22 protein-coding genes and 1 riboswitch are annotated in these 25,773 nt (G+C 46.0%); of the genes, 11 read left to right on the forward strand and 11 right to left on the reverse strand.

The window, feature by feature from the left end:
• Positions 1 to 308: 308 nt before the first annotated feature.
• The 7 genes from carA (at position 309) to VL525_RS17710 (ending at position 9,253) form a co-directional block, all read left to right on the forward strand.
• The gene (carA, locus tag VL525_RS17680; protein ID WP_325388361.1) at positions 309 to 1,412 is read left to right on the forward strand and encodes a glutamine-hydrolyzing carbamoyl-phosphate synthase small subunit; all 1,104 of its coding nucleotides are present in this window, start codon (positions 309 to 311) and stop codon (positions 1,410 to 1,412) included.
• Positions 1,413 to 2,372: 960 nt separating this feature from the next.
• Positions 2,373 to 4,049, forward strand: coding sequence for a DUF5060 domain-containing protein (locus VL525_RS17685; RefSeq protein WP_325388362.1), 1,677 nt, complete (start codon positions 2,373 to 2,375; stop codon positions 4,047 to 4,049).
• A 37-nt stretch (positions 4,050 to 4,086) separates the two neighbouring features.
• Complete coding sequence (locus VL525_RS17690; RefSeq protein WP_325388363.1) at positions 4,087 to 4,290, forward strand: DUF2945 domain-containing protein; 204 nt, start codon at positions 4,087 to 4,089, stop codon at positions 4,288 to 4,290.
• Between the two features lie 154 nt (positions 4,291 to 4,444).
• Positions 4,445 to 5,209 (forward strand): ABC transporter ATP-binding protein, encoded by a 765-nt coding sequence (locus VL525_RS17695; protein WP_325388364.1) that lies wholly within the window; start codon positions 4,445 to 4,447, stop codon positions 5,207 to 5,209.
• 133 nt (positions 5,210 to 5,342) lie between these two features.
• Positions 5,343 to 6,488 carry an ABC transporter permease gene (locus tag VL525_RS17700; RefSeq protein WP_325388365.1) on the forward strand — a complete coding sequence of 382 codons (1,146 nt, stop codon included), beginning with the start codon at positions 5,343 to 5,345 and terminating at the stop codon, positions 6,486 to 6,488.
• 237 nt (positions 6,489 to 6,725) lie between these two features.
• Positions 6,726 to 8,024 carry a phosphopyruvate hydratase gene (gene eno, locus VL525_RS17705; RefSeq protein WP_325388366.1) on the forward strand — a complete coding sequence of 433 codons (1,299 nt, stop codon included), beginning with the start codon at positions 6,726 to 6,728 and terminating at the stop codon, positions 8,022 to 8,024.
• Positions 8,025 to 8,434: 410 nt separating this feature from the next.
• Entirely contained in the window at positions 8,435 to 9,253 is an 819-nt protein-coding gene (locus tag VL525_RS17710; RefSeq protein WP_325388367.1) for a hypothetical protein, read from the forward strand.
• A 97-nt stretch (positions 9,254 to 9,350) separates the two neighbouring features.
• Here the strand turns inward: VL525_RS17710 and VL525_RS17715 are convergent, their stop codons facing one another.
• Positions 9,351 to 9,923, reverse strand: coding sequence for a helix-turn-helix domain-containing protein (locus VL525_RS17715; protein WP_325388368.1), 573 nt, complete (start codon positions 9,921 to 9,923; stop codon positions 9,351 to 9,353).
• A 107-nt stretch (positions 9,924 to 10,030) separates the two neighbouring features.
• Between VL525_RS17715 and VL525_RS17720 the strand changes: the two genes are divergently transcribed.
• From VL525_RS17720 to VL525_RS17730, 3 genes are all read left to right on the forward strand, one after another.
• On the forward strand, positions 10,031 to 11,560 hold the full coding sequence (locus VL525_RS17720) for a serine hydrolase (RefSeq protein WP_325388369.1): 1,530 nt from the start codon (positions 10,031 to 10,033) through the stop codon (positions 11,558 to 11,560).
• 230 nt (positions 11,561 to 11,790) lie between these two features.
• The gene (locus VL525_RS17725) at positions 11,791 to 13,044 is read left to right on the forward strand and encodes a DEAD/DEAH box helicase (RefSeq protein ID WP_325388370.1); all 1,254 of its coding nucleotides are present in this window, start codon (positions 11,791 to 11,793) and stop codon (positions 13,042 to 13,044) included.
• A gap of 160 nt (positions 13,045 to 13,204) precedes the next feature.
• Complete coding sequence (locus VL525_RS17730; RefSeq protein WP_325388371.1) at positions 13,205 to 13,504, forward strand: FtsB family cell division protein; 300 nt, start codon at positions 13,205 to 13,207, stop codon at positions 13,502 to 13,504.
• A gap of 151 nt (positions 13,505 to 13,655) precedes the next feature.
• Here VL525_RS17730 and VL525_RS17735 read toward each other — a convergent pair whose 3' ends face one another.
• The 9 genes from VL525_RS17735 to dctA all read right to left on the reverse strand — a co-directional run bounded on the left by VL525_RS17735 (position 13,656) and on the right by dctA (position 24,326).
• Entirely contained in the window at positions 13,656 to 14,264 is a 609-nt protein-coding gene (locus tag VL525_RS17735; protein ID WP_325388372.1) for a trimeric intracellular cation channel family protein, read from the reverse strand.
• Positions 14,261 to 16,351 (reverse strand): hypothetical protein, encoded by a 2,091-nt coding sequence (locus VL525_RS17740; protein WP_325388373.1) that lies wholly within the window; start codon positions 16,349 to 16,351, stop codon positions 14,261 to 14,263. Before VL525_RS17740 ends, VL525_RS17735 begins: the two co-directional genes overlap by 4 nt.
• A gap of 157 nt (positions 16,352 to 16,508) precedes the next feature.
• Positions 16,509 to 17,252: a 3-oxoacyl-[acyl-carrier-protein] reductase gene (gene fabG, locus VL525_RS17745; protein WP_325388374.1), complete on the reverse strand. Its 744-nt coding sequence runs from the start codon at positions 17,250 to 17,252 to the stop codon at positions 16,509 to 16,511.
• Between the two features lie 77 nt (positions 17,253 to 17,329).
• A complete protein-coding gene (locus VL525_RS17750; protein ID WP_325388375.1) occupies positions 17,330 to 17,545 on the reverse strand; it encodes a cysteine-rich CWC family protein in 216 nt (71 codons plus the stop codon).
• Positions 17,546 to 17,597: 52 nt separating this feature from the next.
• On the reverse strand, positions 17,598 to 19,976 hold the full coding sequence (locus VL525_RS17755; protein ID WP_325388376.1) for a ribonucleoside-diphosphate reductase subunit alpha: 2,379 nt from the start codon (positions 19,974 to 19,976) through the stop codon (positions 17,598 to 17,600).
• A 72-nt stretch (positions 19,977 to 20,048) separates the two neighbouring features.
• Positions 20,049 to 21,023, reverse strand: a complete 975-nt coding sequence (locus tag VL525_RS17760; protein WP_325388377.1) for a ribonucleoside-diphosphate reductase small subunit — start codon at positions 21,021 to 21,023, stop codon at positions 20,049 to 20,051.
• A gap of 102 nt (positions 21,024 to 21,125) precedes the next feature.
• A riboswitch (cobalamin riboswitch) is annotated at positions 21,126 to 21,245 on the reverse strand.
• A gap of 192 nt (positions 21,246 to 21,437) precedes the next feature.
• Positions 21,438 to 21,803 (reverse strand): methionine-R-sulfoxide reductase, encoded by a 366-nt coding sequence (locus VL525_RS17765; protein ID WP_325388378.1) that lies wholly within the window; start codon positions 21,801 to 21,803, stop codon positions 21,438 to 21,440.
• A 259-nt stretch (positions 21,804 to 22,062) separates the two neighbouring features.
• Positions 22,063 to 22,947, reverse strand: coding sequence for a succinate--CoA ligase subunit alpha (sucD, locus tag VL525_RS17770; RefSeq protein WP_325388379.1), 885 nt, complete (start codon positions 22,945 to 22,947; stop codon positions 22,063 to 22,065).
• 125 nt (positions 22,948 to 23,072) lie between these two features.
• Complete coding sequence (gene dctA, locus VL525_RS17775) at positions 23,073 to 24,326, reverse strand: C4-dicarboxylate transporter DctA (RefSeq protein ID WP_325388380.1); 1,254 nt, start codon at positions 24,324 to 24,326, stop codon at positions 23,073 to 23,075.
• Between the two features lie 56 nt (positions 24,327 to 24,382).
• Here dctA and VL525_RS17780 point away from each other — a divergent pair, with 56 nt between their 5' ends.
• Positions 24,383 to 24,835 (forward strand): protein tyrosine phosphatase family protein, encoded by a 453-nt coding sequence (locus VL525_RS17780; protein ID WP_325388381.1) that lies wholly within the window; start codon positions 24,383 to 24,385, stop codon positions 24,833 to 24,835.
• 49 nt (positions 24,836 to 24,884) lie between these two features.
• Here the strand turns inward: VL525_RS17780 and VL525_RS17785 are convergent, their stop codons facing one another.
• Positions 24,885 to 25,667 carry a hypothetical protein gene (locus tag VL525_RS17785; protein WP_325388382.1) on the reverse strand — a complete coding sequence of 261 codons (783 nt, stop codon included), beginning with the start codon at positions 25,665 to 25,667 and terminating at the stop codon, positions 24,885 to 24,887.
• Positions 25,668 to 25,773: the final 106 nt, after the last annotated feature.

The raw sequence follows: 25,773 nt of genomic DNA on the forward strand, positions 1-25,773 counted from the left end.
ATTGTTTGTAATTATTGGGTAAAGGTAAAACTCTTTTGTGATTTAGAATTTTCATTGTTCAATTTCGAATTTATTGACAATCAGGTTACGCAATTCCCCATTGTAAATTATCGTATAAACTGTTCAATCAGCATTCAGGCAAAATCCCGCCCCGCAAAACAATTTCGAAATTCCACATTCGACATTCGAAATAATTCCCTACTTTTGCGGCGTGAATTCAAGTTTTGCCGGCTGCACTTCTTGCAAAGAATTTCACGGGACTGAACACCAGTATTACCGGCACATTAACCATTCAATTTTTTACGTATATGATCACCAACTTCACCAAGTTACCGGCTGTTTTATTGCTGGCTGACGGTACTGTATTTCATGGCAAAGCCGCAGGAAAAATAGGCACTACCACCGGCGAGATCTGCTTTAATACCGGCATGACCGGCTACCAGGAGATATTTACCGACCCATCTTACTTCGGGCAGATCATGGTGACCACCAACGCGCATATCGGCAATTACGGTATCGCAGATGCAGAAGTTGAATCGAACCATATCCAGATAGCCGGCCTGGTTTGCAAGAACTATAACATTTACTACACCCGCAAACAGGCACAGGAATCGATACAGGATTATTTCCAGGAGGAAAACATTGTTTCTATTTCGGATATCGACACCCGGCAGTTAGTTCGCCATATACGCGACAAAGGCGCGATGAACGCCATTATATCCTCCGAAATATTGGATATTGATGAATTGAAAAAGAAACTGGATGAAGTGCCATCCATGGATGGGCTTGAACTTTCGTCCAAAGTTTCGACTACTGAATCGTACACTTTCGGTGAAGAAGACGCCACCTACAAAGTTGCCGTGCTGGACCTGGGTGTAAAAAAGAATATCCTGCGCAACTTCCACGACAGGGATATTTACGCCAAAGTTTTCCCCGCAAAAACCACTTTTGCCGAAATGGAAAAAGATTTTGCGCCGAACGGTTATTTCATCTCCAACGGTCCCGGCGACCCGGCTGCAATGCCTTATGCTGTGGAAACCGTTAAAGAAATATTAAAATCAGAAAAGCCGATGTTCGGTATTTGCCTGGGCCACCAATTATTAGCACTGGCTAATGATATCCCTACTAAAAAGATGTTCAACGGTCACCGCGGGCTAAACCACCCGGTAAAAAATATCATCAAGGATCATTGCGAAGTGACTTCACAAAACCACGGTTTCGGTGTAGTGCCCGAAGCGGTAAGGGCATCGGACAAAGTAGAAATAACCCACGTAAACCTGAACGATAAATCTATCGAAGGCATCCGCGTAAAAGGTAAAAAAGCATTCTCGGTACAATATCACCCCGAATCATCGCCCGGTCCGCATGATAGCCGGTATTTGTTCGATGATTTTATTGCATTGATGAAATAACATACCGGTAGAGACGCATAATTATGCGTCTCCTCATTAAAATATCCAGGCCTTGCGGTAATCCGCAGGGCTTTTTTATACCCATATCAATCAGCCAAAAAATGGGATGTCGAAAAAAAGCAAAGTGGAAACGCGTAAAGTGATCGCTGAATATTTGACGATGCCGACGTGAAATATAATTCACTTTCTTTCTCCTTGTCATTGCGAATGAGGAACGAGTGAAGCAATCCCGTCGCTCACACGCGAAGAGGTTGCCGCACTCGCTGCGCTCGTTCGCAATGACATATTTTCAAATTTACCGATTCATCCCCCTCCTTTATCCGTTCACCGACAATTTCGGGCTGTTCGCCAAATAAATATCACGGTTTCCTGTACACAGGGGCATATTTGTGCCGCAAAACAAATAAAACCATGAAAACCATATTGATCGTTCAGCTCTTCCACCTGGTTCACGACACCGCCCAGCACCTGCATGTCATCATTCATACACTTGGCCATTTGGTGAAGTAAACGGGTTAGTTATATGTAAAGCGGCGGGTCAGCTCACCCGGTCATCGTTTTACTTGGCCCACCCGCTCTCCGCCTTCGGCGCAAAGAGAGTTTCCCTAAAAAAGTGATTGCCCAACCCTCTTTACCACAAGCGGTAAAGAGGGTGACCCAGCGAAGCGAAGGTCGGGTGAGTCCCTAATGAAGCCACACCAGCGCTTAACATAAAGCAACAATATCTTAACACCAATTACGCATCAGCTTAATAACAGTTGCCTTTCTTTGCACAACTACTTACTCAATGAAAACATTCATACAATTTTACAACTACCTGCTTGAAAGGGCGGAGACCTTCACCCGGTCGTTCGCGAACATGTTAAGTTAGTATCATAAATCGTTGGCTTTTATCAAAGAGCTAACAACCGGATATACTATCTTTATCGCTGCTTCACCAAGTCGTAAAACCTAATGAAAGTGGCCAGAACTCTATTCTTACTCTATTTTCTTTTATTGTCTGTTTACAATAGCTTTGCCCAGCCCCGTATTGATAGTTATAAATTGATCACAGGGAAGGCAAAAGAGTATCATAAATCGGAATGGGACATACAGGTGTCCGCAGCTTTCGGCAATGCATACGACCAGGCCGATATCAGTCTTGATATGGCCATCACGTCCCCTTCGGGCAAACCAATCCTATTACCGTGCTATTTCGACAGCGGGGATGGCGAAGCGTCGGTCTGGAAAGCCCGGTTTGCGCCCCAGGAAACCGGGAAATACAGTTATCACTTTATATTGCATAGCCAGGGAAAACAGGCCGTATCGGCTAAAGCCGTTTTCGATGCCGGGCCGGGCGATGGCAAAGGCTTTTTGCATAAAAACAACCTTTGGACCTTTAAATACGACAATGGCGAATTGTTCCGCGGTATCGGCGAGAATGTAGGCTGGGAATCGCGCTCTTTCGAGAAAGATAAATGGACCTATGATTATTTGCTGCCAAAGCTGAGCAGCAACGGCGCAAACTTTTTCCGCACCTGGATGTGCTACTGGAACTTGCCGCTGGAGTGGAAAAAAGTGAATTCAACCAAACGCTATAGCAACAGCGACGCTTACTATAACCCCGGCGCCATTAAGCGGATGGATGAACTGGTAAACCTTACGGATTCGCTGAACCTTAAATTTATGCTGACCATGGATTGGCACGGCCATTTAATGGAAGGCGGAGGCTGGAAAAACAGTAATTATAACGCCTTAAATGGTGGCCCGGCTAAAACGCCAACGGAATACTTTACCTCGCAAAAAGCCCGTGCTATGTACAAAAACAAACTGCGCTACATTGTTGCCCGCTGGGGCTATAGCACCAGCATTGCTGCCTTTGAGTTTTTTAACGAGATAGACAATGCTGCTTTTAACGGCGCGGACAGCGTTTTGATACCGCTGCATTATATTACGGAGTGGCACGATGAAATGAGCCGCTACCTGAAAGATATCGACCCTTATCGTCACCTGGTGACTACCAGCGTATCGCACCGCGATATACCGGGAATGAACTCGATAGCTTATATCGATTTTAACCAGAAGCATATTTACAAGCACACCGAAAAGATACCCGGTATTTACTGGAATTATATTAATGGCTTTGGTAAACCCTATGTTGTGGGCGAATTTGGTTACCGCTGGGAGGATGATGACCGGAAATATGCTGCAGAAGCCGACTATGACTTTAAACGCGGGCTTTGGTACGGCCTGTTTAGCCCCTGCCCCATTTTGCCCATGAGCTGGTGGTGGGAAATGTTTGACGAACAAAACATGGAACCTTATTTCAAAGGCGTAAGACAAATCAGCGACGAAATGCTGAAAGCCGGCAAGGGGTCATTTGAGCAGTTCGACGTTTCATCGGGCAATATCGAATCGTACGGCGTAAAATGCGGTAGTAAATATTTTATCTATTTACTCAATAATACCGATTCGACTGTCAGCACCGCTGTTTCATTTGCGGCAGCCGGCAAAAACTATACTATCAGTTATTTTGACCCGAATGACCGGTCGACCCAACCGGGAGGAAAAACAACCGTGCAGGCAAGCAAAATTGTCATCGGTGGTTTCAGCCTGCCGGCAAAAAAAGAAAAACTCATTGTTGTAACGGCGAACTAATACCGGTTTGCTGCGTTTGTTCTTTAAATATTGGTTTATGAAAAAAGGAGACACCGTCCATTGGAAATGGGGCGCGCACGAAGCGGAGGGCAAAATAACCGGGGAGCACGATAAACCGGTAGAGAAAACCATTAAAGGCGCAAAGGTAAAACGCAATGCCAGCAAAGAGGAACCTGCTTACGACATTAAACAAAAGGACGGCAGCAAAGTACTGAAATCGGCAAGCGAACTCAAGAAATAGCTACCTCCAAATCTCCCTCTGTAGCTGGCACTTTCACATTGGTGTTTAAGCCCCTCGCTGCCGGAGCGGGTTTTGGCGTGAGGCTTACCTAAAAAAATAGGCCATTTACCGAAAATCTCATTGATATTCCGTTTTTCGTTGCCATTTTTACACCATGGCAAAACAACCTATCATCACCGTAAAAAACCTTGTAAAAAAATACGGTGATTTTACAGCCGTCAACAATATCAGTTTCGAGGTTTACGAGGGCGAAATATTTGGCCTGCTTGGCCCTAACGGCGCCGGCAAAACCACGACGCTCGAGGTCATCGAAACCCTTCGCGAAAAAACTTCTGGTGAGGTCATGGTCAATGGCTTTTCGGTAGACAAGGACGAGGACGGCATTAAAAAATGCATCGGCGTACAATTGCAGGCCGCCGGTTATTATCCCAACCTCAACCTTTCCGAACTGATCGTGCTGTTCTCAGGCCTTTACGGCGTTGATAAAACACCAAAGGAAATGCTGGAGAAAGTGGCCCTGGTCGAAAAAGCAAAAGCAAAATATAAAGACCTTTCGGGCGGGCAAAAGCAGCGCTTTTCCATAGCGACTACGCTAATCAACGATCCAAAGATCATTTTCCTGGATGAACCGACAACCGGGCTTGACCCCCAGGCGCGACGCAACCTTTGGGACCTGATACGCGAAATACGCGACCGCGGCACAACCGTTGTCATCACCACCCATTATATGGACGAAGCCGAAGTACTATGCGACCGCGTAGCCTTTGTGGATGGCGGGCATATTATTGGCATAGACACGCCCGATAATTTTATTGATAAGCTGGTAGCAACGGGATTTGAGCGAAAAAAACAGGTAAAAGAAGCCAACCTGGAAGACGTTTTTATTAATATGACGGGTAAGGAATGGAGACCGGAATAGCGGCCTCACCTAAATCCTCTCCAAACGAGAGGACTTTTAATTATACAATATGAAAATTATATCATTATAATAAAAAGAACCACCATCTTCTTCCTCTCCTTTGGAGAGGGCGGGGTGAGGCTAAACGACGCAAATGACAAATAAACCATATAGCAATACCAAGGCCACGCTGGCCATAGCCAAAGCAAGTTTCCGGTCAATTATGCGCAGTCCGTCGGCAGTAGTGTTCAGCCTGGCATTTCCGCTGATATTTATTGTGGTGTTTGCCAATATCGGGGGTAGTGCACCCACGGTTGACGTAGGGGTTGCTAAAGATTGTGATACCTCAAACAATATATATAAGGTGCTGAAAACCGTGAAAATGGTGAACCTCATCACTAAAGAATCGGCAGCAGATATGGATAAAGACCTATCAAAAGGTGCTATTGATGCCATACTGGATATTAAAGTTAATCCGAAGGACGCAACAAAACAAAATACGCAAATAACGGCGTTCCCGCTCAGCACACAAAAAGCCGCTGTTACTGTTAACGTTCAATACACCAAAGCCTCGCAAAAAGGAGGTATCTTCAAATCGGTATTGAACAATATCTTGTTCGAACTTAATTCATTCGTGAACTCCAGCGCGCCAAAATTGGCAGAGGTGCACGAAACCACGATCCAGGGCCGTGTATACAAATACATCGACTTTATTTTGCCGGGCATGCTGGGTTTTTCGTTGCTTAGCAGTGGGGTGTTCGGTACAGCGTTCGTATTTCTTAGTCTGCGTTTAACCCTGGTGATCAAACGGTTCTTTGCTACCCCCGTAAAACGCTACAGCATTGTATTGGGCGAGGCGATAGCAAGGATCGTGTTTGCCCTGCTGGGCGCAATATTTATTATCGCGATAGGGCACTATGCCTTCGGCTTCACCCTGATCCACGGGTTTATCACGGTGATCAATATGCTGATCCTATCCGCTATAGGGCTCATTATTTTCATGGGTTTCGGATTTATTATATCCGGCGTGGCAAAAAACGAAAGTGCGGTACCTCCTTTTTCCAATATCATTACGCTGCCGCAATTCCTGCTTTCGGGCACTTTCTTCTCTACCACCGCCTTCCCTAACTGGCTCCAGGGCATCAGCCACGTTTTGCCCCTTACCCACCTGAATAACGCCATGCGTAAGGTAGCTTTCGAGGGCGCTTCGCTGGGTGATGTATCGCACCAGTTGCTTATACTCGCAGCCTGGTTCGTGGGTGTTTATATTGTGGCGGTGAAGACGTTTAAGTGGGAATAAATTTTGTTGGAAAGTTGTAAGGTTGAAATATCGGAAAGTTGCCGCAGCTTAAGAACAAGCATTCTATATCTTTCGGACTTAGGCGGACTTCCCGACTTTCGGACCTATCCACATTAAATTACCGTTAATATTCAAGTAAATTCCCCCTCTACTAAATATCCTTATTATATTTGGAAAATAAAACATAATTAGTGTACTTTTGACACTAACTAATTTCAATACCTAAAACAATACGAAATGAGCTTAATTATTGACGTTCACGCCCGGCAGATACTCGACTCGCGTGGTAACCCTACTATCGAAGTAGATGTTTTGACCGAAAACGGCGCTTTGGGCCGCGCTGCAGTACCGTCCGGCGCATCAACCGGCGCACACGAGGCTGTTGAACTGCGTGACAACGACAAATCTAAATATATGGGCAAGGGCGTGTCGCAGGCCGTTGCCAACGTAAACGATATTATTGCCAAAGAACTGCAGGGTGTCGACGTATTCGAGCAGAATGCCATCGATGCATTGATGATCGAACTTGACGGCACCGAAAATAAAGGCAAATTAGGTGCTAACGCCATCCTTGGCGTTTCGCTTGCGGTAGCCAAAGCAGCTGCACAGGAAAGTCGCCAGTCGCTTTACCGTTATATTGGCGGCGTTAATGCCAATACGCTGCCTATCCCGATGATGAATATCATCAACGGCGGTTCGCATTCTGACGCGCCTATCGCCTTCCAGGAATTTATGATCATGCCGGTTGGCGCTCCTTCGTTCTCCGAAGCATTGCGCTGGGGGTCGGAAGTGTTCCATAACCTGAAAAAGATATTGCACGATCGCGGCCTTTCAACCGCAGTAGGGGATGAAGGCGGTTTTGCACCAACTTTCGACGGTACCGAAGACGCCGCTGAAACCATTTTAAAAGCAATTGAAAAAGCCGGATACAAACCGGGCGTGGATATATGCCTGGCGCTTGACTGTGCTGCCTCTGAGTTTTACGTGAACGGCAAATACGACTATACTAAGTTTGAAGGCGAGAAAGGCGCTATTCGTACCAGCGCAGAGCAGGCGGATTATTTGGCCGAACTGGCAGGAAAATACCCGATCATTTCTATAGAAGACGGCATGGCCGAGGACGATTGGGAAGGTTGGAAGATCCAGACCGAAAAACTGGGCGATAAAATTCAGTTAGTTGGCGACGACCTGTTTGTAACTAACGTAAAACGTTTGCAAAAGGGCATCGACGGGGATATAGCTAACTCCATACTGGTAAAAGTGAACCAGATAGGAACCCTTACCGAGACCATTAACGCAGTAACTTTGGCGCAAACCAACGGCTATACTTCGGTAATGAGCCACCGCTCGGGCGAGACCGAAGATTCAACCATTGCTGATTTGGCAGTAGCTTTAAATTGTGGCCAGATCAAAACCGGTTCGGCATCACGGTCGGACAGGATAGCCAAATACAACCAGCTGCTGCGCATTGAAGAAGAACTGGGCGAAAGTGCAAAGTTTATTGGTAAAAATTTCAAATACTTTAAAAACAGGTAAAAGTTGTAAAAGAGAACGGCTAAAAGCTGCCTTAAATAATTGTTGAGCCTCGGTCACGCCGGGGCTTTTTTATTTTATTTTACTCATAACAGCTTTAATGCTCACCCAGACCGGAAGCCCATTATGGGGAAACAATTCCCCCAATTTCCCAACGGATCTTTTTAGAGGATCGGGGCTTGGTCAATATCGCCTGTTAAGCCTTTCGTGAGAAATTGACCTTCAGCGTGTTGTGTATAACACGCCTGTTATTAGGCACTTATAATTTGGTTATAAAGTGGCCCGAAACTTGTATTTAAGTAAAAGAACCATTGCGTATCAGCAATGGCATACTATTCGCATTGATTTGCCTGCCGGTTAATTACCGGCTACCTAATTTGAGAATTTATTTAATATTGATTAAATACCAAAAAATGATGAAACAGTTACCTGGTCTAAAACAGAAATTTACGATTAAACCACTTTTGGCTGTCGCAGTTTGCATATTGCTGGTTTACTCTTCATGCCGGAAAAATGATAATACCCCGGTGCCTTCCACCACTACAACAACTAAAACAACTCCTGATACTAAAGCTATCGGCGGACAAGTGGCACTTAACATAGCCAACTCGCTTTATGGCAAGCTGGGCGGCGCAAACCTGATGGACGGCGTTGACTCGGTATCATTAACCGGTCACATGGGTCCGCACCACGGTTATAACACTAATTCGCTTTGCGGTTTCTTTACCGATTCATTAGTAAGTGTTGATTCACGTGAAGGCGATACGGTATCGCATACAGGCGGTAACCTTAGTTTTTATTTCAATTGCAAAGATGGCAAGCACGCAGGTTATACCGCATACGATTCATTGGGAACAACCCGTACAACGTCAAAAGGCCTGTTCCAGAATTACTATGTAAAGCAATATTATACCATCGATTGCAAGGATGACAAACACCAGTTCATCGGTGTTAACGGCACCAACTATTTTTACCAGCTGGTTAACATCTCATGCGGCTGCGATAAAACTTATGCCGATATCGAAAACTCGGTGTATTACCTGAAGGACCTGACCATAGACGTTTGTAAAAAAGACATACTAAGCGGAACGGCTACTTTTAAAGCATACGGCTACCACTGGAGCATTACCGGCACCATGACTTTCCTCGGCAATCACATGGCCGATATGATCATCGACGGCAACAGCACCATTTATCACGTAAACCTGCTTACCCAAACTATTACTACATAACAGATCAACTTTATGTTTAAAGAGACCCTGGCTTTGCCGGGGCTTTCTTGTACCCGGATGTGGAGCTTGCTGATTGCAAATAAGATACCCGTATATTTTAACGTATCGAATCTCCTTTAGCCGCCCTGCCCATCGTATCTTTTGAAAATTGCTGCATTTGCTTTCCCTGGTGGATCGAATCAAGCCTGCTTATTTCAGCATCATGTTTTTCATCAGCTTGCCGTTGGGTTGCCGCCGGACTACCTTTCCGGGAATAGATGTCGATTATAATTAAAACCAGCAGTAACAAGACCGACGCGATGAGCGCCCCTTGGATATATTTGCGGTTTGTCGCGGGTTTGTTGACCTTACCTTCAGAAACAACCGCGAGAAAACTATAACCTGATTTGGGCTGGGTTTGTATGATCTTCTTGTCATCATCGGCCAAAACTCTGCGAAGAAAAGATATAGCCTGGTTTAATCCCTCATTTGCGCCCGGGTAATCATCCCATATTTCTTTTATGATCAGCTCCCTTTTTACAACCTTTCCCTGGTGCTCCATTAATATGCAAAGCAATTTCATCAGGCGTGGTTCCAGCCGGTTAATCTCCCCGCTCATCTTATCCTGCAACTCGTTCCTTTCGGTGTTTACAATAAACCGGTTTTCGATAATAAATACCCTGCCTTGCATAAATGATGATTACTTTGATAAATCTAAATGTTTCTGAATGTTTTCCAAAGCTTTTCTAAACGCCCCATTTCAAAAACGAGCGATACATTGGCCGAAATTAATTTCAAATGAAAACACACTTTCATATCCTTGTTATTCTTATCCTGGTTACTTTAGCAGGTACCAAAGCAGCTTCCCAACCAACCACGCTTCGCCTGGATAGCTTTTTCCAATCACTACATCAATATAAAGAGATTAACGGCAATGTGTTGGTTGCTGAAAATGGAAATGTCATTTATAAAAGATCGTTTGGTTTTGCCGACTTTGAAAATAAGTGTCTAAATACCGATAATACCCGTTTTGCATTAGCTTCGGTTTCAAAAACATTTACATCGGTTGCGGTTTTGCAGCTGAGGGATAAAAAGAAATTTAACCTGGACGACCCGCTGGTAAAATACCTGCCCGATTTTCCGTACCCGGCTATTACCATTCGAAATTTACTTTCACATACATCCGGCCTGCCCGATTATCAATTGTATGAGGAACAGATCAATAACAACCAGGGAAAAATATTTACCAATAAGGATGTCCTACCATCATTAAAAATGTGGAAGCACCAGCTGGAATTTAAGCCAGGGGAAAAGTGGCAGTATTCCAATACAAATTTCTGCCTGCTGGCATTGCTTGTAGAGAAAGTCTCCGGCATATCGTTCACTCAATATGTAAAAAAATACATTTTTAAACCCGTCGGCATGACTGAGACCTGCTTCCAGAACGACCCGGCACAACTGGAAGATGAGAACAAGGCACACAATTATGAATACCCCTTTTTATTTTCAGACAAGCAGAAAGACGTGGATAGCATCGCAAAATATCGCTGGCGCACTTATAACGCCAGCGGCTTTGTGGGGCAGGGAAATATCATGACCACAACAGGCGATATGCTAAAATTCGACAACGCACTTTACTTAGGTAAAATTTTAAAACTTTCTACTTTGAACGAAGCTTTTTCGCCAACCAGGCTGACAAATGGCAGCATCTCGAACGCTGCTGTTGGAATGGGTAAAGCGTCGTACGGCCTGGGCTGGTTTATAATGGCCGATACCAGTGCCGGAAAAATAGTGTGGCATACCGGTGGCCAACCCGGCGCCTTAAGCATATTTATGAGAAACATCACCAAAAAACAAACGGCTATCATGTTTGATAATGCGTTTGACAGGAGCCTTTATGGCAATGGCCTTAATGTATTGGCCATCCTTAACAATAAGCCGGTCACCATCCGCAAAAAATCATTGACAAGGGAATATAGCAAGGTGCTTACACTATCTGGTGCAGATGCCGCATTTTGCAAAATGCAAATTTTAAAAATTGATTCCGCACATTATTATTTAAGTGAAGACGACATGAATGAATTGGGCCTGCAACTGCTTTACGCAGCAACTTTTGCAAACCATAATTCAATGTCGCTCGAAGTACTCAAACTAAACATATTGTTATTCCCGGCCAGTTTTAACACCTACGACAGTTATGGGGAGGCATTGGCGAAAACAGGCAAAAAGCAGGAAGCTATTTTTATGTACAAAAGATCACTTGAATTAAATCCCGGCAATGAGGGAGGCAAGCAAGCGTTAAAGCTACTGTCAGGCTCGTCGCAATAAATATGTTAAGTACCAACATATAAGCACTCGTCGCAGACGACGCAGATATACTACGGTCAGGTCACCCCGTAGCCGCCTTTCGCTCGTCACCTTTATCATTACACCTCAAATAAAAACCGTATCTTTGCAAAAAATATAGTACCCGTTCGCTTACGGTTTTGATTTCTCAGGACGACTCTTCAGATCCGCTTATGCATTCGCGTTAGCACATTATAGCAGATACATTACACATGACATTTGACAATTTAAATATAATTGAGCCTATCCTCAGGGCCCTAAAAACCGAGGGATATACCACGCCAACCCCGATACAGGAACAGGCCATACCCATTTTACTAAAACAGCGCGACCTGCTGGGCTGCGCGCAAACAGGCACCGGCAAAACAGCCGCTTTCGCCATACCCATTTTACAACTGCTTTATCAGGACAGGTTGCAGCACAAGGAACAAAAAACCATTAAAGCACTGATCCTGACCCCCACCCGCGAGCTGGCTATCCAGATCGACGAGAGCTTTGCCGCTTATGGCAGGCACACGGGCTTGAAACACCTGGTTATCTTCGGCGGTGTATCGCAGAACCCGCAAACCGATGCCCTGCGCCGTGGCGTGGATATTTTGGTGGCAACCCCCGGCCGCCTGCTCGACCTGATGAACCAGGGTTTTATCCGGCTGGATCACATCAGGTTCCTGGTATTGGACGAAGCCGACCGTATGCTGGATATGGGCTTTGTGCATGATGTAAAAAAGATCATTGCCAAGGTACCTTCGCGCAGGCAAACGTTGTTTTTTTCGGCTACTATGCCCAACGAGATACAACAACTGGCCAATAGCATCCTGAGCAACCCGGAAAAGGTTGAAGTAACACCGGTATCATCAACTGCCGATACAATAGAACAGCAACTGTTTTATGTAGAAAAATCGGACAAGAAATCGTTGCTGCTGCATATATTGAAAGACAGAGCCATTAAAACTGCGCTGGTATTTACCCGCACCAAACATGGCGCCGACAAGGTGGTGAAGGACCTGAACCGCGCTGGCATTACTGCTGAAGCTATACATGGCAACAAATCGCAAAACGCCAGGCAGCGCGCGCTCACTAATTTCAAAAACCGAACTACGCGTGTATTGATAGCAACCGACATAGCCGCCCGCGGCATCGATATCGACGACCTGACACACGTGATCAATTATGAATTGCCTAACATTCCCGAGACTTATGTACACCGTATTGGCCGTACAGGCCGTGCCGGGCAGGACGGCATTGCACTCTCCTTTTGCGAGGCTGAAGAGATCGATTTTCTGAAGGATATTCACAAACTGATAGGCAAAATCATCCCGGTGAACGAGGCACACCCCTACCCGATGAGCCCCGCTTTCGTGGCGAAAAAGATGGAACCCGGTGCAAAAAACGGTTCGGCTGCGCCAAAACAGCAACGCTCACCAGGCCACCGCGACGGAAAGAAACGCTGGGGGAAAAGGAGATAAAACCTCTGTAGAGACGCATGATCATGCGTCTCTTATACGATTTATGCCAGGAGACGCATCATCATACGTCTTTACGTTTAGCGTGTTAACAAGTTAATAAAGCCCCTTGCATCCTTCAAAACAAAGCAATATCTTTAAACGAAAATTATTTTGGTTTGAAATGAAGCGGCTGCTGCATCTTTTAAAAAACAAATATTTCGTGGTGAGCCTCGCCTTCTTGGTGTGGATGGTTTTTTTTGACAAGAACGACCTGTTCTCGCAATACCAGTATCACCAGCAGCTGAGCAAACTAAAACACGAGCGTGACTTTTACCAGAAAGAAACCGCTAAAGCAACCCAGGACCTGGACGAGTTAACCTCTGACAAACAAAAGCTCGAAAAATTTGCCCGCGAAAAATACCTCATGAAAAAAGCCAATGAGGATGTTTTTGTCATTGTGAAGGATAAGAAAGCGGAGTAGTTTCGGAGGTCGGATGTCGGATGGCCGAGATCAGAATTATTTTAGTACAATAGTTGTTTAGATGCGCGAGCATCTTTTTTTATTTATACAACTCTACCAAAACTGGAAATCATAAAATTCTGACATCCAACTTCTGACATCTGACTTCTGATCAGGCATAAAACTTTGGTAACGATAATTTATACTTCACCGCAATTATCCTGATAGCGCACACTACAATTACAGCTATTATTTTCACCATTTGCGGGTCCATTTGGTTTATCAAAAGCACATAAAGGGAACCGCCAACAATGCAGGCTGTGGCATAAATTTCTTTTCGGAATATAAGAGGAATATCGTTTAGCAAAATATCGCGGATAACGCCGCCAAAGCAGCCGGTTATAGTACCCAACGCTACACAGACACCAGGGTTAAGACCTGCGGCTATCCCTTTTTGTGTCCCGATGATGGTAAAAAGCCCCAACCCAACTGCATCGAACAGGAACAGTGTGACCTTAAGTGCTTTGACGTATTTTTTAAACAGAACAGTAACAACAACAGTGCCCAATATGATCAGCAGTAATTGGTAATCGCGCATCCAGGCTACGGGGGTATCGCCTATCATCACATCGCGGATGGTTCCACCGCCGATGGCCGTAACAAAGCCCATGATCAGCACACCAAAAATATCCAGCCGCTTCAGCATAGCCGAGTAGGAACCGGAAACAGCGAAGGCGACTGTCCCCGCAATTTCTATAGCCGGTGAAATGTTTATCATCATACTACGCCTTCGCGCTTGCGCAAAAACCATTCGGCGCTTAACAAAGCTACAATAAATACGAATATCCATTTCACATCTGCCAGGTCGCTATAATGCTTGTCTTCGTACACCACCGTTTTGATATTCTCATTTTTGCGGATCAGGTCGACCAGTTGCCCCACTTGCGAAGGTTGCAGCATTTTTCCGCCCGATTGCTTTGCTAATTCGGCTAAAAGCTTGTGATCGGCCGCGGTTTGGCGGGTTTCCAGGTTTAACGGCTTGATAGTAAGTCGCCCGTTAGCTGGCAGTGCCTGGTCGCCGGGCTTGGCGGATGCCGTATAAGTATAATCCCCGGCAGGCAGGGCGCCTGCATCCAGCTGATAGCTTTGACCGCTCCTGGTGAACAGGAAACTATAATTTTTGCCCGAATCACTTTTAAGGTTGATCTTCACATCCGGTGTATTTATCAGTTGCAGCGCCTCATTATATAGTTCAGCGTTGAGGATCACGTTCTCGCCTTCATCAAATACGTTTTTGGCAGGATATACCCTGAAACGCTGCCGGTTGCTGTTAGCCGTAAGATATTGCACACATTGGCCCAGTAACTCTTCTGTAGCATGGTGGTCCCCATACGACTGGTATTCGGCCAGCGACCAGCGCCAAATGCCCTCCCCCGTTAATATCCCCATACGCCGCCCGTTATCATCGCTAAACAGCAGCAAAGGGTATGGCGTAGGAACCTCGCCTATGCGCTGTTTTAATAGTAACTGATCGTTACCAGCGGTACGGTAGTTACCAAAAGGCGCTATAAGGGGCGGCAATTTGCTTAATTTGCTCCGGGTCGAATCGGAAAGTGTAAATAGTGAAAAGTCTGTTGCCGGCAACGGGAACACCTCCTGCACCTGGTTGCGGTTTGAATAGATCTGCAGGGCCTTTTGTCCGTTGTTAAATTGCGGCAGGTCGGTTTGCGCGCCAAGCATATACCACACCGGCACTGTGTTTTTCGAAACAAAACCCTTTAAAGCGCCTGAACCGGCCGGATTACATTGGTAAAAAATAACCAGGCTATAATCTGCTAACTTAAGCGACTCCGCATCGCTTAGCAGGCTTGCTTTTACTTCGTAATTCTTATTAACCTCGATAGCTTGTTTGATGACGCTGATATCCGGGTGCGGACCATCATACAGCAGCAATATTTTCTGCCGCGCATCCAGCACATCCACATAAATGGTTTCCGAATTATTCTGAACGGACAACTCGTTTTTTACCGGCGCAATATCGATGGTAAATTTCCGGATGCCTTTTTTATCTGCGTTTAGCTTTAGCGGAACCACCTTTCGGAAGTTATCCGAATTAGCCGCCAGGTTTTGGGAGGCCACCTGCTTCCCGTCTTCCAAAACATTCAGGCGCAGGATCTCCCCTTTCGCCTGGAAAGCTTCAGCCAAAACCTCGATCACAAAATCGTTGCCCAAAAAGGCGGTTTTATTATAGTTGACATTGCCTATCAGCAGATCGCGTTTGGCTGTTGTATCGCCTAAAGCAATGGTATAAATACTTGTTTTAAGATTTTTTGCTTCGTAAAGCGGGTCACTGCCCTGGTTGTATAAACCATCCGTAGCCAGCACCAAAGCGCCGATATTCTGGTTGGCAAAACGTTCATTCAATTTATCAAGCGCCGACGATATATTGGTTTGCTTCCCATCGAATTTGTTCGACAGGCTATCCTTCAGATCACGACCGAAATTGAACTCACGTACATCGTATTTATCGCCAAGCTGTTCTTTAAGTTTAGCCAATTCACCCACAAATTGATTGGGGTTGAAACCGGCAGGCTTAAACGTGCCGATGGACTGTGAATTATCCTGTGCTATCAACACCAATGGTTTTTGCTGCGTATAGCTTATTGAACGCACAAGCGGCGCTATCAGTAAAAATGAAATAACAAAAACAGCAATGGTCCTCGCAGTGAATAGGGCGTAGCGTATCTTTTTGTCAAGATCAGAAGTATTTCGGTATAGCAGCCAGGCATACAATAAACCCAGCAACAGGCAAACAGGCGTCCACCATCCTGAAACTGCCCCCCATGTTACTGAAAATAAAAGCTGCATATTTTTTTGTTGGACGTTTTACGTCGTACGTTAAACGCTTACGCAAAATGCAAATTATAGCGGTAAGATGGAAATGATGAACATATCGAAAAAGATGTACCGTAAGCGTCCAACATTTAATAAACTCAAGACTTAAGACTAAGAACTCAAGACTCTCTTACAACATCCCCCCGTCAACCGGAATCACCTGCCCGGTAATGTAGGTTGCCATGTCCGATGCCAGGAAAACACAGGCATTGGCCACGTCCTCGGTTTCGCCGCCGCGTTTTAGCGGGATGGCCTGTGCCCAGCCTTCAACTACTTTCGGGTCCAGCGCTTCGGTCATTTCGGTTTTGATAAAACCGGGGGCCACCACGTTGGTACGTATATTTCTTGAACCTAATTCTTTGGCGATCGATTTGGAGAAGCCGATGATACCTGCTTTGGATGCCGCATAGTTGGACTGCCCGGCATTGCCATTGACACCCACTACCGAGCTCATGTTGATGAACACGCCGTTGCGGTTCTTCATCATCACACGCGAAGCTGCTTTGGTAACATTGAATATCGATTTCAGGTTCACATCCAGTACCTCATCCCATTGCTCTTCGGTCATGCGCATCAATAAACCATCCTTGGTAATACCCGCATTATTCACCACAATTTGCAGTGTGCCAAAATCGGCTACGATATCATTGATCAGCTTTTCAGCCTCATCAAATTTGGAAGCGTCAGACCGGTAGCCTTTAACCTTAGTGCCAAAGCTTTGCAGTTCCTGTTCCAGCGCCTGCCCTTTTTCAACAGACGACAGGTAAGTGAACGCCACATTGGCGCCATGCTCAGCAAATTTCTCGGCTATCTTACGACCTATACCTTTCGAGGCGCCGGTTATCAGCGCGGTTTTTCCTTCCAGTAATTTCATAATTTTCAGAATGGTTTCGGGGCGTGAAGATAGGAATTTTAGTCCGAAAGTCGGAAAGTCCGCATAAGTCCGAAAGATTATTTTGCCACTAACATCACCTGATATTCTTTCTTTAACTCCATCAAACACCCAGCACACAAACACCCATCATACAGCTCGGCGATGTATTGCGTTTCATTCAGCGTCAGCTGCACCGTAGTGCACTGGCACTTAGTGAATGAATTGGCTTTACATTCAAACGGCGAACTGCATCGCTCGCAACTGACTATCTCGTGTTTTTGATGGGCCTTCATCTGTCGCGATTAATTGTAGAGACGCATAATTATGCGTCTCTACGGAATACATTTACGCCGAACACGTCACACACCCCTCATCCATCGAGCAGCTTGGGCCGGCGGGTATTTCGTCAGCCACCTGTTCAACATGTTCAGGTATAACCGGCTCCATATTCTTGCCGCCCTGGTTCTCTACAGTGAACTTAACTGCCTGTGATGCTGCCTGGGTACGCAGGTAATACATACCGGTTTTCAGGCCCTTCTTCCAGGCGTAAAAATGCATAGAGGTTAGTTTGGATGCATTTGGCGAATTGATGAACAGGTTAAGCGACTGGGACTGGCAGATATATGCGCCCCTGTCGGCAGCCATATCGATAATGTTCCGCATCTTGATCTCCCATACAGTTTTATACAGTTCTTTTAGTTCCTGTGGGATCTTGTCAATTTCCTGTATCGAACCGTTAGCGGTGATGATCTTATCCTTCATCGCCGTGTTCCACAAGCCAAGATTTACCAAATCGCGCAGCAGGAATTTGTTGACGATAATAAACTCGCCGCTTAATACCCGTCGGGTATAGATGTTGGAGGTATAAGGTTCGAAGCACTCGTTGTTCCCCAGTATCTGCGAGGTGGAGGCAGTCGGCATGGGCGCAACTAATAATGAATTGCGCACACCGTGGTTCATTACATCCAGGCGCAGGTTTTCCCAATCCCAGCGACCACTATCGGGCGTAACACCCCACAGATCAAACTGGAACTTGCCTTTGGATAAAGGTGAGCCCTTGAAAGTCTCATACGCACCTTCCTTGATCGCCAGGTCCTTCGAAGCGGTCATCGCAGCAAAGTAAATGGTCTCGAAAATTTCCTTATTCAACTGTTTGGCTTCATCGCTTTCAAAAGGCAGGCGCAGCTGGATAAAAGCATCCGCCAAACCCTGTACACCCAAACCTATGGGCCGGTGACGCAGGTTGGAATAACGCGCTTCCTCAACCGGGTAGTAATTGTTGTCGATGATCCGGTTCAGGTTCAGTGTTACCTGGTAAGTTACCTCGTATAATTTCTGATGATCGAATATCCCGTTGATCGCATACCTGGGCAGCGCCAGCGAAGCCAGGTTGCAAACCGCCACTTCTTCAGCCGAAGTGTACTCCATGATCTCCGTACAAAGGTTCGAGCTTTTGATTGTGCCCAGGTTTTGCTGGTTCGATTTGCTATTGGCAGCGTCCTTATACAATAGGTATGGCGTCCCGGTTTCTACCTGCGCATCCAGTATGGCGAACCAAAGTTCCTGAGCTTTTACAGTTTTGCGGGCGCGCCCTTCCTTTTCATACTGCTCATATAAACTCTCAAATTCCTCACCAAAGCATTCGGATAATCCCGGCGCTTCGTGCGGGCAAAACAGGCTCCAATCTTCATTGGCCTCTACCCTTTTCATAAACAGGTCGGATACCCAAAGGGCATAAAACAGGTCGCGGGCACGCATTTCTTCCTTACCGTGATTTTTGCGCAGGTCCAAAAACTCGAACACATCAGCATGCCATGGCTCCAGGTAAATAGCAAACGCACCCTTGCGCTTGCCGCCGCCCTGGTCTACATAACGCGCTGTATCATTAAACACCCTAAGCATAGGGATAATGCCGTTGCTGGTTCCATTGGTACCGCTGATGTAGGAACCTGTGGCCCTCACATTATGAATACTCAACCCGATACCTCCGGCACTTTGCGATATTTTGGCGGTTTGTTTCAGCGTATCATAAATACCATCGATGCTATCGTCCTTCATCGTCAATAAAAAGCAGGACGACATTTGCGGCTTTGGCGTACCGGCGTTAAACAATGTTGGCGTGGCATGGGTGAACCAGCGCTCGCTCATCAGGTTATATGTTTTGATGACGCTGTCGACATCATCCTTATGAATGCCAACAGAAACCCGCATGAACAGGTGCTGCGGGCGTTCGGCTATCTTGCCTTCTACCTTTAGCAGGTAGGATTTTTCAAGCGTCTTAAAGCCGAAATAATCAAACCCGAAGTCGCGGTCGTAAATAATAGTACTATCAAGCAGTTCGGCATTATCCTTTATTACTTCCCAAACATCATCTGCCAGCAGCGAAGCATTTTTACCTGTTTTGGCATCAGTGTACTCATGCAAACGGCGCATGGTTTCCGAAAATGATTTGATGGTATTTTTATGCAGGTTGGACACCGCTATACGCGATGCCAGCAAGGCATAATCCGGGTGCTTGGTGGTTAGCGAAGCGGCTGTTTCGGCTGCCAGGTTATCCAGCTCGGATGTGGTAACACCGTCGTACAAACCTTCAATTACTTTTTTGGCAACATCTATCGGGTCTACCAGGGCCGGGTTCAAACCATAGCACAGCTTTTCGATGCGTGCCGTTATCTTGTCAAATTTTACGGTTTCTTTTTTACCGTCTCTTTTTATTACGAACATGTTGTCTCTTGCTAAATTGTTGTACTGCTATATTGTTAAAGTCCTCTCCTTTGGAGAGGATTTAGGTGAGGCCTAGAAATCTTCGTCGAGTGAAAATGCCTGGCTTTTTACTTCGGTGTTAAGCACGCCACTTTTCTGATAATCGCCAACGCGTTTTTCGAAGAAATTGGTTTTGCCCTGTAATGATATCATCTCCATAAAATCAAATGGATTGGTGGCGTTGTAAACCTTATCATAGCCCAGTTCCATCAGCCAGCGGTCGGCTACAAACTCGATATACTGGCTCATGAGTTTGGCGTTCATGCCGATCAGGTTTACCGGCAGGGCATCGGTCACGAATTCTTTTTCTATCTCAACCGCATCGGTGATGATCTGTGTTGCTTCCTGTTTTGACAACTTCTGACTGAGCATACTATACAGCAGGCAGGCAAATTCGCAATGCATGCCTTCATCACGAGAGATCAGCTCATTGCTAAAGGTCAGGCCCGGCATCAGTCCGCGTTTTTTGAGCCAGAAAATGGAACAAAAGCTACCGGAAAAGAAAATACCCTCCACCGCCGCAAAAGCCACCAGTCGCTGGGCGAACGTACCGTTATTGATCCATTTCAACGCCCATTCTGCCTTCTTTTGAACGGCAGGTACGGTATCGATGGCATGAAACAGTCGGTCTTTTTCCGCGGGATCTTTAACATACGTATCTATCAGCAACGCATAAGTCTCCGAATGGATATTCTCCATCATGATCTGGAAACCGTAGAAACACCGGGCTTCGGGCACCTGCACCTCGCTCATAAAATTGACGGCCAGGTTTTCATTCACTATACCATCGCTTGCAGCAAAAAAAGCAAGGATATGCGATATAAAATGTTTTTCGCCGCTGTTGAGATTTTCCCAATGTTTCAGATCGTCGGACAGATCGATCTCTTCCGCAGTCCAGAAACTGGCCTCGTGCTTTTTGTACATTTCCCAGATGCGGGGGTAGTTGATGGGGAGGATAACAAACCTGTCCTTGTTCTCCTTTAGTAATACTTCGTTTTCGTGATTCATGCCTTTGTCAATTGAGTTTAACGGAGTCGACAAAAGACGATGAACCAGCCGCGTTTACGGACGCAGGGAGCAGGGCTTTTACCAAAACCTTATTCGTGAAAGTTTTGACAAGCTATAATGGCAGGTGTCTGGCTTTACAGTTGCACGTCAGCCCATGATTTGCACATGGTTCCCTTTTAATACCGGCTTTTAACCCGGTAACCTTTGATAGCGTTTGTTAAAGAACTTGTGGATTCAAAGATAAGAGTCACCGGTGTTACGATGTTAGTCTTAGTTTTGAACAAGGGGTGGAGTTATGAACAGCCCCTCTCCCATTCTGTAGAGACGCAAGATTTTGCGTCTCTCCCAAAACAAAATTTTTCACGATATAAAAACCCTGGAATGAGACGCAAAATCTTGCGTCTCTATATTAAATCAACCCTCCAGCGGCACAAACTTCAAACTCACCGAATTAACGCAATGCCTTACGTTTTTTGGTGTCATATATTCGCCTTCGAAAACGTGACCCAGGTGGGCGCCGCAATTGGCGCAAACAATTTCCACACGTCTCCCGTCGGCATCCGGAACGCGTTTTACCGCGCCGGCAATCTCATCGTCAAAGCTGGGCCAGCCGCAATGCGATTCAAACTTTGTTTCGGATGTGTACAATGGGGTATCACATCTTTTGCACACATATAAACCATGGGCCTTATTGTTTAACAACGAGCCGGTAAACGGGCGCTCGGTTCCTTTGTATAGTATTACCCGTTCTTCTTCGGGAGTTAATTGATTATAATTCATATTATTTTTGATTACACCGATTTGATTTTGATTACACTGATTATAACAAATATACGGCGGGAATGGCGTTTTGAATTTTGAAGGAGGGGTTATTTACAATGGGTTGACAAGCAGCAGCCTGTTACATTGAGGTACCCGAAGTGCGAGCGTAAAGGCCTTTACACACCATCCTTCGAGAGCCTCAGGATGACACCGATCGCGCACAAAAAATCCCGGCAATTTCTTACCGGGATCCCATATACCTTTCGGATTTCGCCTTTTACTTTTTACCTTTTTTAGCCAGCTCCTCTGCCATAGCAGCGCCAATTTCAGCCGGTGATTGTACCACGCGGATGCCGCATTCGGTCATGATCTTCATTTTGGCAGCTGCTGTGTCGTCGGCGCCGCCAACTATCGCACCGGCATGACCCATACGGCGACCTGCAGGTGCCGTTTGCCCGGCGATGAAACCTACGACCGGTTTGGTGCCATTATCTTTTATCCAGCGGGCGGCTTCGGCTTCCATACCGCCGCCTATTTCGCCTATCATGATGATGCCATGCGTATCAGGGTCGTTCATCAATAGCTCAACAGCTTCTTTGGTCGGTGTGCCGATGATCGGGTCGCCACCAATACCGATGGCTGTGGTGATGCCCAAACCGGCCTTCACAACCTGGTCAACAGCTTCGTAAGTTAAGGTACCTGATTTTGATACCACGCCTACATTGCCCTTGCGGAAGATAAAGCCCGGCATAATGCCAATTTTGGCCTCGCCTGCGGTGATGATTCCGGGGCAGTTCGGACCGATCAAACGGGTATCCCTGTCCTTAATGTATTCCTTCACCATGATCATGTCCTTGGTCGGGATACCTTCGGTGATGCAAACGATCAGCTTGATACCTGCTTCAGCAGCTTCCATTATAGCGTCCGCAGCAAATGGCGGCGGCACAAAAATGATGGAAACGTTAGCAGCGGTAATGTCAACCGCTTCTTTAACTGTATTAAAAACCGGCAGGTTCAGGTGCTTTTGGCCGCCTTTGCCCGGTGTTACGCCACCAACTACGTTGGTACCGTATTCGATCATCTGCGAGGCATGGTAGGTGCCTTCGTTACCTGTAAAACCCTGGACTATTACTTTGGAATCGTTATTGACGAGAACGCTCATAGCATATTAAATGTAGGCGCAAAGTTAATTTATTATGGGTAATCTCAAAGCCTGCGACACCCTAAAGAGGGAATTATTTAATATCGAATAAAGAATATCGAATTTCGAATAACGAAGTAAAATATTTACTCCCCCTTCAGGGGGGCCGGGGAGCTAAACTCCTTTTCACTCTTCGCTATCACGATAGTGGCGATACCATTGCCTATCATATTGGTAATGGCCCGGGCCTCGGACATGAATTTATCAACCCCAAAAAGAATAGCAAGACCCTCCACCGGGATCACCTTAATAGCCGTAAGTGTGGAGGCAAGTACGATGAAGCCGCTGCCGGTTACACCTGCCGCACCTTTGGACGTTATCATCAATATGCCGATAATGGTTAGCTGCTGGCCCAGCGATAAGGGAATGTGATACACCTGCGCCAGGAAAATAACCGCCATGGAAAGGTAGATGGTGGTGCCGTCAAGATTAAAGGAATATCCGGCCGGTATAACCAAACCGACCACCGATTTGGAACAGCCAAATTTTTCCATTTTTTCCATCATCCGCGGCAATACCGACTCGGACGAGGATGTTCCCCAAACGATCACGATCTCTTCTTTTATAAATTTCAGATACTGCCATAAGCTGAATTTGTAAAGCCGGCAGATGATATTGAGCACCACGAAAATAAAGATCGCCATAGTGGTATAAACCGAGCCCATCAGCCAGGCCAGCGGTTTAAGCGAGTTAACGCCGAAGGCACTTACGGTATAGGCCATTCCGGCAAAAGCGCCAATTGGCGCTACGCGCATGATAACCTTCATGATATTGAAGAATACTTTAGACAGTTTATCAAAAAAACTGATCAGCGACTGACCCGTCTCTCCCATCCTGCTCAGGGCAAAACCGAATAATATGGCAAAAAAGAGTACCTGCAAAATATCGCCGTCGGCAAAAGCTTTGAACACATTACCGGGAATAATATGGGCAAAAAAGTCGCCCCAGTGCATTTCTAATGCAGCTTTTTGATAGATGGCCAGTTTATCGGCATCTGCGGCATTATGTATTGCCGTACCGGTTGTTACGTTGGTTTCGCCCGGCCTGACAATATTGGCTACTGCTATGCCTATGATCAGTGCAAAAGTGGTCACTATTTCGAAATACAGCAACGCCTTGCCGCCCACACGGCCCACCTTTTTCATATCGCCCATGCCGGCTATGCCTAATACAATGGTCAGGAAGATGATCGGTGTTATCAGCATCGTGATCAGGTCGATAAATTTTTTGCTGATCAGTTGCGCGGTCGGGGCAAAATCTTTAAAATAAATGCCAACTACAACGCCAAGAATAATGGCAATTAAAACCTGGAAAGTGAGATTGGATAACAGGCGTTTCATCAGTTAACAATAATACAATTTAGCTTTCAATATTCAATTGATAACTTCGCAGGCAGATGAGGGGCATTTATCATTTCGAAAAAGTATCAGACAAACTGGCCTGCGCCGGGCAGCCGACGGAGGAGCAGTTCAGGCAGGTAGTGGCCGGGCAATACGACGTGGTCATCAATCTTGGTTTGCTGAATACTAAATATTCGCTGCCAGATGAGCTGGGGCTGATGGCCGAACTTAAGGTTGGCTATCATCACATACCGGTGGTGTTCGAAAAGCCTCAGCTGAGCGAGCTTGATAACTTTATCGCCCTGATAGATCAAAATACCGATAAACGAATACTCGTCCATTGCGCGGCCAATTACCGCGCATCCGTGTTTACCGGGCTGTATCTTTTCGCTGCCGGGGAGCTTCCCGAAGACGAATTACAGGATTTTGTAGAAGATGTATGGCAGCCCAATACCGTATGGCAGCAATTTTTGGAGGCAGGTATCGAACACCTCAAAGGCCAAAAATAAAAAGGCTTCCCCCGCTGCCGGAGAAAGCCTTTTACCACCAAAAAATTGTTTAGGAAACAGTGCCGGTTTGCAGGTCGACCGTGTAGGTTGTTCCGTTTATAACGATCTTAGCCTGGTGATTGCCCAGGAAAGTTATCGTGCCGCTGTAGTTCCAGGTACCCGACGGAGTGGCCCCTTTTGTTGCAAAGGTTGCCGACCCGCTTACGATATCGCCCACAGAGGGATCAACTTTAACATTTGTAAAAACATAATCGAAAGTTTCTGCGTCGGTTGCCTTTGAACCGGTTTTTTGCTGAACATTAGCATCCACGTTTAGCGAGCCATTCAACAGTATGGGCGAGTTATCATTGTTCGGGTCAACGGCAGTTATCATCAGGTTTTCTCCCAGGTTATAACTTGCGCCTATCTGAGCTGTATTTTCGGTCACCTTTAACTTAGTATAAAAGCTAAGGCCGTTGGGCGTACCGTTAGCACACAAAACGGAAAATTTAAACTCTCCGCTGATGGATGCCGAGCCGCCGTCATCCAGCGTAGTGCTGTACGATAAGGTGGTGTCAATAACCGCGCCGCAGCCAAAGTCGACACCATCATCATTTAATTTTAGTCCGCGTCCCCTGCGCGCTACGTTTACATTTGAAGGCGGGTTAATGCCGTCAAAAATACTGAAGCCGCCAAGGCCGCCATAAAGGGTTTGTGAAAGGTTGAGCGCTATTTGCTGGCTCACCTGTTTTGTGGAAACAGTGTTCTCCGGACCGCTTCCCGATTTTTTACACGACGTGTAAGTTAATGCAACTGCTGCCAGTGCAACGATAAGGTAAAGTTTAATTCTCATACGCTGAATTGTGATTTAATAATTCTATTTTTTTGCTAAGATATAGTTATTCAATGATTTAAGATAGGAAAAGCTTTCCACATAATGTGCATCACCTGCATCAAAT

The organism is Mucilaginibacter sp. (genome assembly GCF_035492695.1).
In the GTDB taxonomy this organism is placed as follows: Bacteria; Bacteroidota; Bacteroidia; order Sphingobacteriales; family Sphingobacteriaceae; genus Mucilaginibacter.

What these genes read in the sequence shown, in the direction of transcription:
- carA (WP_325388361.1), top strand. Translation starts at nt 309, where the DNA reads ATGATCACCAACTTCACCAAGTTACCGGCTGTTTTATTGCTGGCTGAC.
- VL525_RS17690 (WP_325388363.1), top strand. Translation starts at nt 4,087, where the DNA reads ATGAAAAAAGGAGACACCGTCCATTGGAAATGGGGCGCGCACGAAGCG.
- VL525_RS17695 (WP_325388364.1), top strand. Translation starts at nt 4,445, where the DNA reads ATGGCAAAACAACCTATCATCACCGTAAAAAACCTTGTAAAAAAATAC.
- VL525_RS17700 (WP_325388365.1), top strand. Translation starts at nt 5,343, where the DNA reads ATGACAAATAAACCATATAGCAATACCAAGGCCACGCTGGCCATAGCC.
- eno (WP_325388366.1), top strand. Translation starts at nt 6,726, where the DNA reads ATGAGCTTAATTATTGACGTTCACGCCCGGCAGATACTCGACTCGCGT.
- VL525_RS17710 (WP_325388367.1), top strand. Translation starts at nt 8,435, where the DNA reads ATGATGAAACAGTTACCTGGTCTAAAACAGAAATTTACGATTAAACCA.
- VL525_RS17715 (WP_325388368.1), bottom strand. Translation starts at nt 9,923, where the DNA reads ATGCAAGGCAGGGTATTTATTATCGAAAACCGGTTTATTGTAAACACC.
- VL525_RS17720 (WP_325388369.1), top strand. Translation starts at nt 10,031, where the DNA reads ATGAAAACACACTTTCATATCCTTGTTATTCTTATCCTGGTTACTTTA.
- VL525_RS17725 (WP_325388370.1), top strand. Translation starts at nt 11,791, where the DNA reads ATGACATTTGACAATTTAAATATAATTGAGCCTATCCTCAGGGCCCTA.
- VL525_RS17730 (WP_325388371.1), top strand. Translation starts at nt 13,205, where the DNA reads ATGAAGCGGCTGCTGCATCTTTTAAAAAACAAATATTTCGTGGTGAGC.
- VL525_RS17735 (WP_325388372.1), bottom strand. Translation starts at nt 14,264, where the DNA reads ATGATGATAAACATTTCACCGGCTATAGAAATTGCGGGGACAGTCGCC.
- VL525_RS17740 (WP_325388373.1), bottom strand. Translation starts at nt 16,351, where the DNA reads ATGCAGCTTTTATTTTCAGTAACATGGGGGGCAGTTTCAGGATGGTGG.
- fabG (WP_325388374.1), bottom strand. Translation starts at nt 17,252, where the DNA reads ATGAAATTACTGGAAGGAAAAACCGCGCTGATAACCGGCGCCTCGAAA.
- VL525_RS17750 (WP_325388375.1), bottom strand. Translation starts at nt 17,545, where the DNA reads ATGAAGGCCCATCAAAAACACGAGATAGTCAGTTGCGAGCGATGCAGT.
- VL525_RS17755 (WP_325388376.1), bottom strand. Translation starts at nt 19,976, where the DNA reads ATGTTCGTAATAAAAAGAGACGGTAAAAAAGAAACCGTAAAATTTGAC.
- VL525_RS17760 (WP_325388377.1), bottom strand. Translation starts at nt 21,023, where the DNA reads ATGAATCACGAAAACGAAGTATTACTAAAGGAGAACAAGGACAGGTTT.
- VL525_RS17765 (WP_325388378.1), bottom strand. Translation starts at nt 21,803, where the DNA reads ATGAATTATAATCAATTAACTCCCGAAGAAGAACGGGTAATACTATAC.
- sucD (WP_325388379.1), bottom strand. Translation starts at nt 22,947, where the DNA reads ATGAGCGTTCTCGTCAATAACGATTCCAAAGTAATAGTCCAGGGTTTT.
- dctA (WP_325388380.1), bottom strand. Translation starts at nt 24,326, where the DNA reads ATGAAACGCCTGTTATCCAATCTCACTTTCCAGGTTTTAATTGCCATT.
- VL525_RS17780 (WP_325388381.1), top strand. Translation starts at nt 24,383, where the DNA reads ATGAGGGGCATTTATCATTTCGAAAAAGTATCAGACAAACTGGCCTGC.
- VL525_RS17785 (WP_325388382.1), bottom strand. Translation starts at nt 25,667, where the DNA reads ATGAGAATTAAACTTTACCTTATCGTTGCACTGGCAGCAGTTGCATTA.